This window comes from Bdellovibrio sp. ZFWA1 (assembly GCF_056175665.1).
Map to the genome: position 1 here is coordinate 957,784 of NZ_JBJKJH010000001.1, position 13,956 is coordinate 971,739.

Genomic DNA, 13,956 nt, shown 5'->3' on the forward strand with positions numbered 1-13,956 from the left:
GGGACCGCAAGGTCCCTTTTTTTATGTCCAAATGATAAATCTATTTATTCTTTGCAGTAGTTATGTTGTTCAAAATATCTTTGGCAAACCGTAAACTGCGAACTGCAATCATTAGCGTCGGTTGAATTATAAAATGCGGGTTCGCATTTTCGTAGCGGGCCTCGGGCAACGGTTGCAATGAACTGTCCATTATCCAAGACCTTATCATCATCGTCTAATATTTCCCAAATAACAGTATTGCGACCAAACTCAAGAAGTGGGCGCTGAAATAAGGTTGAAACCCAAAGATTAAACGAATCCGCAGAGATTCCTTTTAAACCAATATACTTTTCACTTTTATTTCGGCTCGATCCATCTTCATGTAACGCCTTAAGATTCACTTTTTCTGCAGTACCGTTAATGGGACCAACAAAAAAATCATGTGAGCCCGGCTCCATGACAACATCTTTACAACTATAAACTGCCGTTTGACGTCCATTAAACCCATCACATCTAACAGTCGCGGTTCCTTCGATAGGTGAGGTGACCAAGGAATTGCCCTGCCGGAAATTAGCATAAGCAAGGGAGCACCCCAAAAAGACTGTTAATAGTGTTGTATAAAACATACGATCCCCTCGTTAGTTTCGAGAGGATCACCGTATTTTAACGACCAATGCTTTTCAAGTTTTTCCAAACTTTTAAATATCCAAAAGCTTGATAGGCCTGATAATCACTACGGAAAAGCTTGTCGCGTGGCGATAGATTCGCTGCGTTCTTAGAGCCAACGTCATTCCACCAAGCCAAAGCTCCCTCTTCTTTTTCGTCTTTTATGTCTAATTTTTCCATGGCCTTTTCTTTATCACCCTTTAGGTGACCGGCAATATCACCCTCTCGAGTGGTCTGTTGGCGAATAATTGCCTTCTGAAAGGCCTCTGCATCCACGTTTTGGATTTCAATATCAGGGTGAATTCCGTCAGCTTGGATTGAAACTCCTGAAGGAGTGTAATAACGAGCCACCGTGATTTTCAGCCCACTGCCATCACCTAATTTAACAACAGATTGGACAGAGCCTTTACCGAAGGTTCTTTCTCCAACAATCAACGCCCGTTTATTATCCTGAAGGGCACCCGAGACAATTTCACTTGCCGAAGCGGTATACTCATTTACCAAAACGATAATTGGAAAGTCCGTATATTTAGCTTTTCCGGTTGCTGATGCCACATCTTTTTCGTTGGGGTTACGGCCAATCGTACTAACAATAACTCCGCTCTTTAAGAATAGGTCAGACATCTTAATAGCTTGATCTAAAAGACCGCCAGGATTTCTACGGAAGTCCAATAGAAGTCCCTCTACTTTTCCGTTCTTCTTGATGTGCTCTTCAATGGCTTTTTCTAGGTCTCTAGAGGTATTTTCAATAAAACTAGTCACTTTGATATAGGCGTATTTATCACCAATATCAGTATACTTAACTGACTTAATCTTCACGCTGCCACGAACGATAGTGATATCCATCGGCTTATCACTTCCATCGCGAACAATTTTAAGTACAATTTTAGCACCCTTTTTTCCACGCATCATTTGTGAGGCCTCTACAAGGCTCATACCTTTAGTGGATTTTCCATCAATACCAACAATTTTATCCCCAGCCTTGATGCCCGCCTCCCAAGCAGGAGTATCTTCAATTGGAGAAATAATAGTAAGAATATTATTCTGCACACTGATTTCGATTCCAAGCCCGCCAAATTCCCCGGCAGTTTCAGATTCAAAATCTTTAAATATTTCCGGAGGCATGAAGTTGGTATGAGGATCAAGCTCGCGCAACATACCTTTGATCGCACCATAAACCAGCTTTTTGGTATCTACATCCTCGACATAATATTGTTGAACAAGATTTAACACCTTAGAAAAATTTTGAAGCTCTGAATAGCGGTCTTCGGCAACAGCACGAAACTGAAATCCTAACTCAGCAATAATAACTAAAGTGATTATCAACAGTGCTCCAACCACAATAGCCCGTTGTTTTTTCCAGATGCTCTTCATAAGCTGAGTCCTTTCATCCAATCCTTCGGATCATAAGTTTCAGAAAAATGTCTAATTTCAAAATAAAGTTCGTTTTTGCGTTCAGAGTTTTGCAGCCGCGCTAAAGTTTGCGCCTGCTTCACTTCGTCACCTTCTTTTACCAGGGCCTCTGAATATCCAGAGTACACTGTGTAATAGTGATCCCCGTGATCAACTATCATGGTCTTGCCCATGCCGGGAATAAATTCAGAATAAACGACAACACCATCAAAAACGTTCTTAACCGTTTCCCCAAAGGGAACCTCAAAGAGTACACCTTTATGCGCTAAAGACCAAGTATTGCGTGAAGTTTTCTTATCTCGACCCGGACCCTGGATAAGGCCATAAGAGCGCACCAACTTTCCACTGACTGGAGTCTGAATTTGACCCTTGAGTTCCGAAAAAGAAGGTTTGTAAAGAGCGTCCAAAACCGAAGTGTCTTCAACTTGCATATCTTGAAGCTGTCTCTTCAAGTCTTGAAGGCGACTGATAGCAAAAGCCTTACTTTTGCGAATTCCCTCTAATAGCTTAGCCTTGGTTTTTTGTTCTGCAACTAGCTTAGCTTCTTTCAAAATAATTTTATTTTGAATTTCCTTTAGCGAGGCCAAACGACCATCTAATTTTGCCTTCCGAGTTTTTAAAAGCTTTAAATCATAGATATAGTTTTTAATAGTTTCTCGGTCTTGTTTTGCTATGACTCCTAGAATTCGCAAATTTCGATCTAAGGTCGTCGCATTAACTGACCCAAAAAGCAACCGAGCCACTGACGGACCACCAAATTTATAAATAGCACGCAATCTTTCCGCCAAAAGAGCCTTCTGAGTAACCAGAGTCTGATCGCCCTCTTCAATGTCTGCTTGAAGATCCTGTATAGAGGTTTCAAGTTGCGCTTGCTCTCGCAATAATGCTCCACGCTCCAGAACTGATTTTTTTATCTTTTTATTTAGCTCGTATAAAGCCGACAGCACTTGCCGCTGTTTTTCGTCCTCTTTCTTTAAATCATCCTGAGCCGTCTGCACCTGAGACTCGACCCGAGAACCTGTGGCAGACGTCGAAGTGGGATCAACAGTAGCAAAGCAAACATTTGCGGCTCCAAACAGGATCGCTAGTGGAAGTATCATGATGAATGATTGCCGCCTATGTTGGTAGGTCATTTCTTGCTAGCCGCCCAACCAGTATTAATTTGCGCAACACTCAAATAGGAACCTACACCGCCGATAAGGCCAAAAATACCTATGAATGTAATAACGAAAAGCAAGTGAGGAAAGCCAAACACTGACGTCAATTGGCTTAAGATATCATCGCGCCCCATGAACGAAATAAGACCTTTAAAGACAATTGCAATTAGTAGAACCGCCAAGGCAGCGCTTCCAATTCCGGTAACAACACCTTCAATAAGAAACGGTCGACGTATCATGGCTTTAGTGGCGCCAATCATTTCAAGAATTTCGATCTCGTCTCGTTTATTTATAACGACGGCACGTATAGAATTGGACATGACCAAAATCGTTGCCAATCCCACGATCAATCCAATAATCCAACTTCCTTTTTCAAAAGCGGCAAGGATCGCAGAATACTTTTGCAACCAATCTTGCCCATAGCTGACTTCCTCGACGCCGGCTTGTTGTTTTAGCTGTTCTGCTAGATCTTTCATCACAGCCACTTTGTTGGAGCTCTCGATGGACGGATCAATTTGAACCGCATAGCTAGCAGGTATTAATTGTAAAAGCTCGTCGTCTTTAGCCAGATCGGGAGCGTAAGCTGCCAGTTGCAGGCGGAAGTCATCTAATGCTTGCTGTTGAGTCACCAAAGAAAAACGAGCAATCTGCTTTTTGCTTTTTAAATAACTCTCAATCGATGCCTGCTGATCCGAAGATATTCCTTCAGATAAATAAACAGCCATCTGAATATCTTGCCCCCAGCCTTGCATTACCTTCGAAATATTTTGACTTACCACAAAGCAAGCAAATACTACAGCAGCACAAGAAGTCATCACCAGTGCAGACATTACTTTCAAAGTGATTTGTCGTTGTTGAGTCTTCATAGATCGCCCTCGGTCAAAACACCTGCTGTTAACTGAACACATCGTTTTCTTCTGCGCTTTACCATTTCATGATCATGGGTCGCAATAAATACAGTAGTACCTTGAACACTGACTCGTTCAAAAAGATCCATAATCTCTTCACTCAATTTAGGATCCAAATTTCCTGTCGGCTCGTCCGCGATGAGGACTCCTGGCTGATGAACAATCGCACGCGCTATGGCGGCTCTTTGTTGTTCGCCACCAGACATAAACTCTGGCAACTGATCATGTTTATGCGATAAACCCACTTGTTCTAAAACTTCGGTCACTCGTCTTTGAATTTGTGCCGAGCGATCGCCCCGAATAATTAGAGGCATCGCTACGTTTTCAAAAACGCTTCTATCTTTCAATAATTTAAAATCCTGAAAGACAACGCCGATGCGTCTTCTAAAGAATGGCAATTGCGAATCCGCTATAGAATTTAAATCGAAACCTGCAACAGAGACTTGCCCGGAACTCACTTTGTCATATCCCGAAATCATTTTAAACAAAGTTGTCTTCCCTGCACCACTTGGGCCGGTCAAGAATACGAATTCACCTTTATCAATTCGAAGATCGATATTTTTAAGAGCTGGAACTGATTCATTGTATGTCTTGTAGACATGGGAAAATTCTATCATCCGATCATTTTAACAATCGGATGCCTTCAGTGACTATACGGCCATGGTCCAGGTTTATGAAATTATAGGTTTCCGCCACCCATTAGGGTGTCAATGATGCGATTGTGCTGATCCTTGATCGCAACTTTAACAGCATCTTCAACAAAAATAGAGCCTTGATTTAAGAACTGAGAATAAGGAGTTTTAATTGTCTTCATAACAGCTCCGTTACAAAAAATTCTGCTAACGATATAAGGATTCGTCTGGCCCCAATCTTCAGTCTGAATGTGATATTTTTGTCCTCGTGCTGTAATGTCAGAATTAAAACCTTTTTGCATACACAATTAGTTACCACCAAGAATTCACAACATCAAGTTCAAGTGTATCTAGACCCACGTCCAGCAAATCAATTAACTAACTCGGATTTCTCATTCTGAGACTGCAATACCAAATTTAAATATGTAAATATAGTTTGCAGAGTCGCCATCAAGTGACAAACCACGGCACTTCATTTGCATCTATTCTTAATTCAACAGAGGAGAACAAAATGAAATTGAATATGACTAGTATACTTCCAACACTTGTCAATTTTATGGTCATTTTTTCATTGGGCATTCCTGTTAAAGTTCATGCCGAAACAACAATTAAATCAGAGGCCGCAGAAGCTTGTGCTGATAAAACAGGCGATGCAAAAGTCAAATGTATGCTCGAGTACAATAAGATGAACTCCTCGACAAGTCTTGAGGGAGACCCTTGTGGTAAGGCCTCAAGGGATGCCTACCGAGAAGCAAAACGTAAAATTGGCGAAGCCTGCGGAGCCGCGGGCTTCGGCGCCAACTGCTATGAAGACGTAATGTCGTGCGAAGATTCTTTAGGGTCTCAAGATTTCAACACAATGGGTGTGCTGGGGCAAGTGACTGGAATGCCTTTGGATTCGTTAAACAGCTCATCCCAGTGCCCTCAACTTTCCGGCAAAGACTACTTTTCTACAAAAAAGGAAATCGAAGCTGATATCAAAGATGCAAACAACGATCTTGCAGACTTAGAAAAAGAAAAAGCTGATATCGAAAAAGACTTCAATACTGAAATGCAGGACATACAAAAGGAAATTCGCGAGGCCCAAAAGGAGCTCGCTGACGAAAAACTTAAAATCAACGAAGATTCTAGACAGCAAAAAGCCGACTTCGCTAAACAGCAAGCTGAAACTCGCAATGAAGTCCGCAAGAAAAACATGGATATGCTGCAGCTTCGTGGAAAAATGATCAAATCTGACCGCGATAAAGCTACCAAGATGTTGCAGCTTTCTGAAGGCTCTACCAAACGTGCTTGTATGTCTGCCGTAAAGAAATTGCGCGATGACCTTTTGAAGCCGGGCTCTAAAATATCAATTAAGGATGCCACTGCCTTAAAAGCCGAAATTAATTCTTCATTTGACGACTGTATGAAGAATTTCGATCAACAGCGTGCAGCTTTAAACGAAACTTATAGACAAGAACAAAGCGAATTGCAGACAAGCATCGATCAACTCCAATCTGATATTGACGATATGGAGAATCAATTGAAGCTCGCTTCAAGCCAGCTTTCAGAAATGGAAGCGGATGCTAAGTCTAAACAATCAACAGCAGAGCAAAACCTAGTTAAGATGATGCAGGAGGCTCAAACTAAAATGCAGGCTTCCCAGCAAAATATGCAAAAGCGTTTGACGGCGATGTCAACCAAGCAAGGTACGATCAAGCAGCGCTTATTTAAGTTAAACAACGAACTTATGGCCCTTGGTCCTGTCCCTGCAGATCGTGGCTCCGAGGATTCGCCTCGGAAAGCCATGGGAAAAATTTCTGCCGAGACAGAAGTAATTCAGGAATTTGAAGCGACTTGTATGCCAGACAAAGGAAAACGAAAAACCAAAACGCCTGGATCCAAAGGCGCAAAATAATATAGGGACCTCGGTCTAGTCTGGGGACTGCGTACCGTGACCCCAGACTTCTAAATTGATAAACTGGCTCCTGCATTTACAGGAGCCTTTTTTGTGCGCAAAAAAATATTTGTTTTCCTTATCGCATGTTTTGTTCTTTTTTTAGGTGGCCTGGGTGCCGCTTTTATTGTCATTGAATCCGTTAAATCATCTTTGCCAAAACTAATCACCGTCAAAGACTACGAACCGCTCATGGTGTCCCAAGTCTATGATCGAAATGGCAAAAAAATTGGCGAGTTTTTTCGCGAAAGACGCACAGTTATTCCCTATTCAAAAATGCCTAAAAAGCTTGTGGAAGCCTTTATGGCCGCCGAAGATGATCAATTCTTTGAACACAGTGGAATCAATATTCAAGCGATCTTACGTGCGACTTTAGCCAACCTCCGAGCCGGCAGATCCGTTCAGGGTGGATCAACTATCACTCAACAAGTGGCGAAAACACTAATGTTAAGTTCTGAAAAAACTTTTACTCGAAAGCTAAAGGATATTCTTCTAGCTATCGAAATGGAAAAGAATCTAAAGAAAGAAGAGATATTATATTTGTATCTGAACCAAATTTATTTTGGTCAAGGTGCGTACGGCGTAGAACAGGCCGCACAAACATATTTTAAAAAATCGGTAAAAGATATTTCCCTGGCAGAGATGGCCATTTTAGCGGGCTTGCCTCAAGCACCATCGCGGTACAGCCCCGTATCAAACCCAAAAAGAGCCAAAGAAAGACAGATTTACGTTTTGCACCGAATGGCAGATGTAAAGTTCATTTCCAAAGAAGAAGCAAAGGCTGCGGTCGAGCAGCCAGTGAAAGTCTACGTGCGTGAAAACTATACTGAATATGCTCCTTACTTCCTTGAAACTTTACGGCAAATTCTTGTTGCCCAGCTTGGCGAAGAAATGGTGCTAGATAAGGGACTCAAAGTTCACACGAGTCTTGATTTAGACAAACAATTGTCTGCTCAGAGATCCGTTGAAAATGGCCTTAAATCTTTAGATAAGCGTCAGGGCTACCGAGGTCCTTTAAAAAATATTTCATCGGATGAATTTGAAAGTTTCCTAACAGAGCAACGCAAAGAACTCATCGCATCAAGTACACCAGAACGGACAATTTTACCTACTGGCGAGTTTGCAGAAATTTCCACAGGAGAGAAAATTGGAAATCTTCCATCTTACATTAAATTAGGATCTGTTGTTAAAGGAATCGTGACACAGGTAAATGACGACACTGGAGTCGTCACTGTTGAAATCCCTGACTCTAAAGGGCTTATCGATATCGGAACTATGCAGTGGGCGCGAAAGCCAAACCCTACAATTACACCCGATGCAGCTCTTATCAAAAAGCCCTCTGAAGCCTTGGCCATTGGCGATGTTATTCAGGTCAAAGTCACGGCAGATCAATTCAATACAGAACGTATTGTGACCGCGAATAAAAAGAAAGGTGCGACACCAAAGCCAGTTCCAGACGCAAAAAAATTCCTGAATTTCGAATTGGATCAGGATCCAATCACCGAATCGGCGTTGGTTTCACTTGATCAGGAAACGCAGGATATTTTGGCCATGGTCGGTGGATATGACTTCACAAAGAGCGAATTCAATCGCGCAATCCAGGCCCCTCGCCAAACGGGATCTTCATTTAAAGCATTAGTGTACGCGGCAGCCCTAGATAAAAACTATACGCCATCGACGCCCATCATGGACGCTCCGCTTGTTTACCACGAAACTGTGAAAGACGAAGGACAGGAAGAAGTTAGAACTTGGAAACCTTCAAATCATTCCAAAAGTTTCGGTGGAGATATCATATTTAGAAATGCCTTGGTGCAATCACTAAATATTCCAACCGTAAAGATTATTGAAGATATTGGCGTCCCTTGGGCCACAGAATACGCAAAGCGACTGGGAATTATAAGCCCACTTAACCAAGATTTCACTTTGGCCTTAGGCTCAAGTGGGGTGACTCTTTATGAAATGACTAAGGCATTTGCCCATTTTGCAAGTTTGGGTAAGCGCATTCGACCAATCATGATTCATAAGGTGGAAGATAAATCTGGCAAACAGATCATGGGAACTGTGTCATTGGACATACGCTTTGATAAAGAAATCAGTTCTATTGAAAAGTCATTTGAAGAGCGCAAGGAAAAATGGCTGAACCTGAAAAAGGCCGAGAGTGAAAATCCTGTTCCCGAGAATCCTGATGCACCTAAAAAGAAAGTTGCATTAGAAGAAAGAATCTTCTTTGACGATCCTGAACAGATGATCAGACCTCAAACAGCCTATGTTATGACTAGCATTTTAAAGGGTGTGGTAGAAGATCCCAACGGAACTGGAGGCCGCGCTCGGGCTCTCGGGCGAGAGGTTGCGGGTAAAACAGGAAGTTCGAACAACTACTACGATGCCTGGTTTATTGGGTACACTCCACAAATCACTACTGGAGTTTGGGTAGGTTTCGATACCGAAAAGACTCTAGGACGCGGAGAAGTCGGTGGACGCGCCGCCTTGCCAATTTGGGTAGAATACATGAAGGCAGCGCACGAAAAGCTTCCGGTAATGACATTCCCAATTCCGCAGGGTATTGTCTTCACCGATATCGATTTAGAAACAGGTAAGCCTGCGGCCTCGAATTCGAAAAAGACTTTAAAACAGGCCTATATTGAAGGAACTGAGCCAACTGCGGCTGCTTACCGCGACGAAGAAGAGAAAGACTTCTTAAAAGAGGATCTCTAAGAATGAAAGACATTCACTTATGGGGTGTGAACCAGAACAATCTGAAAAATGTTGAGGTTCGCATTCCGGTGGGCTCGTTCACAGTCATCTGTGGACCCTCTGGCTCTGGTAAGAGCTCGCTTGCATTTGAGACTCTTTTTGCCGAAGGACAGCGTCGCTTTATCGAAAGTATGTCGAACTATGCCAGGCAGTTTCTAAATAAAGCACCCAAACCTAATATCGAAGGCATCTCAAATATCCCGCCCGCTATTTCTATTGAACAAAAAAATAGCGTTAAAAGCAGTCGCTCGACCGTAGGCACCACTACTGAAATCATCGACTATCTTCGCCTTCTATACGAAAAAATTGGCGTGTCTCATTGCCCGACTCATCATTGCCCAACCGAAAAAGAAAGCGTTACCGAAGCCACCGATAAAGTTTTAAGGCAACTTTCTGGAAAACGCGGCTATATCATGACCGAAATCTCTGCAAAAGGCCGAGTTGCAGATGGAAAAAAACTTCACTCGCTGCTGCTTCAAGATGGCTATCTTAGAATTTGCATACCCGGCGAAAAAAATGGCGACGAAAAGTATGTTGAGATCAGTGATCCAGCAGTTATCAAAAAGGGATTACCCAAGACCAGCTTCTTCTTAGTCATCGATCGCTTGGCGTTCAATGAAGATGATAAGGGACGTATTTCTGATTCGATGAGCAACGCCTACGAAGCAAGTATCAAATACAACACTGATATCACCTCCCGGCGTGCCACTATTATTTCTACAGATGGCGACAGGATTCAAGTCAGTGAAGAAAACTGCTGCCCAATTTGCGGCTACAATCCTCCGCCTGTCACATCTCGCCTGTTCAGTTTTAATTCTCCAATAGGGGCTTGTCCGACCTGCAAAGGATTTGGGAATATTTTAGATTTAGATGAAAGCAAAATTATTCCAAATCCGAATTTAAGTTTGGCTGCCAACGCACTAAATCCTTTCTCGATGCCGAGTGCGGCACACGAGAAGAAACAACTACTTGCCTACTGTAAAAAGGCGAAAATTGACATTCACACTCCTTGGAAAGATTTAAGTAAAAAAGAACGGGATTTAATTTGGAACGGCTCTAAAGAATTTTTTGGGGTAAAGGGCCTTTTCGAATATCTTGACCAGATCAAATACAAAATGCACGTACGTGTTTTTATTGCACGCTTCAGAAGTCCATTTCAGTGCCCAGACTGCAAAGGCGCCAGACTACGTAAAGAAGCAGCTGATGTCTTAGTCGCAAAAACAAATATCAACCAGTTGTCTGCAATGACTATTGATGAGCTTTGTCAGTTCTTTAATAAAGTGGAACTATCAGCCCACCAACAAGAAGTGGCTGGTGAAATTCTTAAGCAAATTCGTGCACGGCTGGATTACTTAATGCGGGTTGGTGTTCATTATTTAAGTCTTGGCCGGGAAACCAGAACTCTTTCGGGCGGTGAATACCAACGAATCATGCTGGCAAATCAGCTGGGAATGGGGCTTTCTCAAGCTCTTTATGTTTTGGACGAGCCAACTGTTGGACTGCATCCACGCGATAACGATCGTCTTATTTCAATTCTAAAAGACTTAAATCAACTGGGAAACACTTTGGTTGTTGTCGAGCACGATCATGATGTGATCAAAAACAGTGACAATATTATTGAAATTGGACCCGGCTCTGGATATCTGGGTGGGAATGTTGTTTATGCTGGACCGACTGACAAATTCTACTCTTCTGCGGAAAGTGTGACCGCCCCTTATATTAAAGGAACGATTAAAAGTGAATTCTTCGAGCCGCGCCCTGTTGAAATTGAATCGTATAAATTTAAATTGTCTTTAAAAGGCGCAAAGGGACACAACCTAAAGAACGTGGATCTTACAATTCCGCTACATCGATTGGTCTCTGTCACTGGCGTATCCGGCTCGGGTAAATCAACGCTTATTACTAAAACACTTTATCCCGCACTAGCTCGAGCACTTGATATCGAATTTTTACCATCGCAAGAGTATGCTTCGATTGAAGGAACCGAACACATTAAAAACGTTTTATTGATCGATCAAACTCCTATCGGGAAATCAGCTCGAAGCTCTCCGGTGACCTATTTAAAGGCCTTTGATGCAATTCGAAACGTGATGGCCGCAGAACCAGAATCAAAAGTCCGAGGCTACACTCCTGGTACTTTTTCTTTAAACGTTGATGGAGGTCGCTGCCCTGCCTGCAAAGGAACTGGGTACGAAGAAATCGACATGATGTTTATGGATAACGTTGTTATTCCTTGTGACGTCTGCGATGGAAAAAAATATCGTAACGAGATTCTTGAGATCACCCACAAAGGTAAAAACGTTCACGAGATTCTTTCCATGACCGTCAAAGAAGCAATGGATTTTTTCGTAGCACAACCGAATATACGTAAGCCCCTAAGCGTGCTTAAAGAAGTTGGCCTTGATTATCTACAGCTTGGTCAACCAGCAAGCAGCCTTTCTGGCGGAGAATCGCAACGATTGAAGGTCGCAAAAGAATTAGCTCAAGTTACCCAAAAGTCGACTTTATACATTTTAGATGAACCCACAACCGGACTTCATTTCCGCGAGGTGGATTTGCTGATGAAAGTCCTTCATAAACTTATCGAAACTGGTGGCAGTGTAATTGTTGTTGAACATAACTTAGATGTGATCAAAGCATCGGACTACATCATTGATTTAGGTCCCGAGGCGGGCCGCAAAGGTGGACAAATAGTTGTTTCTGGAAGCCCAGAGCAAGTCATGGCTTCAAAGAAAAGTTTAACCGGTCAATATTTAAAGAAATACGTTGAAGGTAAAAATGATATATCCCGAAGTAAAAAAACTTCTTCTAGAACTTAAACCACATAAAAAGCGCATCGTCATTGTCGGCATTACCGGAGTGATTTACGCGCTTGCGTACAGCCGATTAGCCCTGATGATGAAAGATTTGTTTGATAAGCTTAGCGCCGGTGACCACCATGCGATTATGACATTGGCTCCTTTAGCGATGGCCCTAGCAACGATTTCAGCAGTGTCCAGATACATTCATATATTCAATATGAACTATGCAAGTGACTGCGTTGTGCAGGGACTTCGTCAAAAGCTGCAATCAAAGTTTATGCGTTTAAGTCTTTCCTATCATAACAACTATGCTGCAGGTTCTGGCGGCCTCATCAGTCGCATCCTGAATGATATCAAATCAATTCAAGACGCTTTACGTATTGTTGCCGATATTTTCTTGCACCCACTTTTGTTGGTACTTTTAATCGGCAACTTGTTTATTATCGACTGGAAGTTAACACTCTTCACTTTTTCTGCAGCTCCTTTGATTGCTCTTTTTCTAAAATCTATTGCCCGCAGCATGAGAAAATACTGGCCAATGGGACAAGAAGTGCTTGAGCGCATCACTTCTACGATCAAAGAAAGCCTGGACGGGGTTCGTATCATTCAATCTTTCAATCTTGAAAAAGAAATGGAAGAAAAAATGCGGACTCAATCAGATGAATACTTAGAAATTCGAAAAAAAGTATATAAGCGCGAAGTAGCATCAGGCCCTGTAACCGAGCTTGTTGCAACTGTGGTGGTTCTTTTAGTCCTCCTGTATATCAGCTACGAAATTGGGCAAGGACGAGCCACGCCCGGCACATTTATCGGCTACATTACTTCGTTACTGATGATCAATCAGCCCGTCAAAAGAGTTCAAGAAGCCTACGTCAGAATGCAAGACGTTGTGTCTTGCTCGAAAAGAATCTATGAGATCATTGAGGCTCCCCACGAGGTTCCTCAGACTGAAACGCCATCGGTCTTCCCAGAAAATTGGGATAAAATAACTTATAAAAATGTCAGCTTTGCTTACGGCAGCAATCAAATCCTTAAGGGATTGGATTTAGAAATCAATAAAGGCGAAGTCGTCGCCCTGGTTGGTGAAAGTGGTTCAGGTAAGTCAACGATAGTAAATTTGCTAGAGCGTTTTTATGATCCAAATCAAGGAGAGATCTTTATTGGAAATACCGAGATTCGCTCTTTGGATCTGAAAGACCTGCGCAAGCACATCGCAATGGTTTCCCAAGATGTCTTTTTATTTAGCGACACCCTAGAAAAAAATATTTGGGCTGGCGACTTCCAAAAAGACAAAGCTGGCATTGAAAAGGCTGCCCGCATGGCCAACGCCCATGACTTTATAATGAAAAATCCATTGGGATATCAGGGACGTGTTGGCGATCGCGGAGGGCTCCTTTCCGGCGGGGAAAAACAACGAATTAGCATTGCTCGCGCCTTCTTTAAAGATGCACCAATTCTGATTCTTGACGAAGCGACTAGCGCTTTAGATACTTCCAGCGAAATAGAAGTGCAAAAAGGCCTAGAATCTTTAATGCAAGGAAGAACCGCCCTTGTAATTGCCCATCGCTTATCGACCATTCAAAAGGCTGATAAAATTGTTGTTCTTAAAGCAGGTGAAGTCGTAGAAATCGGATCCCACCAAGAACTACTAGATAAAAAAGGCGAATACTTCCGCTTCTATACCCTTCAGCATTCGATGTAAGTCTAGTC

General features: G+C 42.5%; 10 protein-coding genes. 4 read left to right on the forward strand and 6 right to left on the reverse strand.

Annotated elements, in window-relative coordinates; all coding sequences use genetic code 11:
• Positions 1-44: 44 nt before the first annotated feature.
• The 6 genes from AC04MN_RS04550 to AC04MN_RS04575 form a co-directional block, all read right to left on the reverse strand.
• Complete coding sequence (locus tag AC04MN_RS04550; protein WP_475382002.1) at positions 45-605, reverse strand: hypothetical protein; 561 nt, start codon at positions 603-605, stop codon at positions 45-47.
• Between the two features lie 37 nt (positions 606-642).
• Entirely contained in the window at positions 643-2,019 is a 1,377-nt protein-coding gene (locus AC04MN_RS04555; protein WP_475382003.1) for a S41 family peptidase, read from the reverse strand.
• Positions 2,016-3,158 carry a murein hydrolase activator EnvC family protein gene (locus AC04MN_RS04560; RefSeq protein WP_475382004.1) on the reverse strand — a complete coding sequence of 381 codons (1,143 nt, stop codon included), beginning with the start codon at positions 3,156-3,158 and terminating at the stop codon, positions 2,016-2,018. Before AC04MN_RS04560 ends, AC04MN_RS04555 begins: the two co-directional genes overlap by 4 nt.
• A 29-nt stretch (positions 3,159-3,187) precedes the next feature.
• Positions 3,188-4,081 (reverse strand): cell division protein FtsX, encoded by an 894-nt coding sequence (locus AC04MN_RS04565; RefSeq protein WP_475382005.1) that lies wholly within the window; start codon positions 4,079-4,081, stop codon positions 3,188-3,190.
• The gene (gene ftsE / locus AC04MN_RS04570) at positions 4,078-4,740 is read right to left on the reverse strand and encodes a cell division ATP-binding protein FtsE (protein WP_475382006.1); all 663 of its coding nucleotides are present in this window, start codon (positions 4,738-4,740) and stop codon (positions 4,078-4,080) included. Before ftsE ends, AC04MN_RS04565 begins: the two co-directional genes overlap by 4 nt.
• A gap of 62 nt (positions 4,741-4,802) precedes the next feature.
• Entirely contained in the window at positions 4,803-5,057 is a 255-nt protein-coding gene (locus AC04MN_RS04575) for a hypothetical protein (protein ID WP_475382007.1), read from the reverse strand.
• Positions 5,058-5,266: 209 nt separating this feature from the next.
• On the opposite strand from AC04MN_RS04575, the gene AC04MN_RS04580 reads away from it, so the two are divergent.
• The 4 genes from AC04MN_RS04580 to AC04MN_RS04595 all read left to right on the forward strand — a co-directional run bounded on the left by AC04MN_RS04580 (position 5,267) and on the right by AC04MN_RS04595 (position 13,948).
• A complete protein-coding gene (locus tag AC04MN_RS04580) occupies positions 5,267-6,652 on the forward strand; it encodes a hypothetical protein (RefSeq protein WP_475382008.1) in 1,386 nt (461 codons plus the stop codon).
• A gap of 93 nt (positions 6,653-6,745) precedes the next feature.
• The gene (locus AC04MN_RS04585) at positions 6,746-9,406 is read left to right on the forward strand and encodes a penicillin-binding protein 1A (protein ID WP_475382009.1); all 2,661 of its coding nucleotides are present in this window, start codon (positions 6,746-6,748) and stop codon (positions 9,404-9,406) included.
• Positions 9,407-9,408: 2 nt separating this feature from the next.
• Positions 9,409-12,264 (forward strand): excinuclease ABC subunit UvrA, encoded by a 2,856-nt coding sequence (gene uvrA, locus AC04MN_RS04590; protein ID WP_475382010.1) that lies wholly within the window; start codon positions 9,409-9,411, stop codon positions 12,262-12,264.
• Positions 12,224-13,948, forward strand: coding sequence for an ABC transporter ATP-binding protein (locus AC04MN_RS04595; RefSeq protein ID WP_475382011.1), 1,725 nt, complete (start codon positions 12,224-12,226; stop codon positions 13,946-13,948). The genes uvrA and AC04MN_RS04595 overlap by 41 nt, the downstream gene beginning before the upstream one ends.
• The last annotated feature ends 8 nt before the right edge of the window (positions 13,949-13,956 follow it).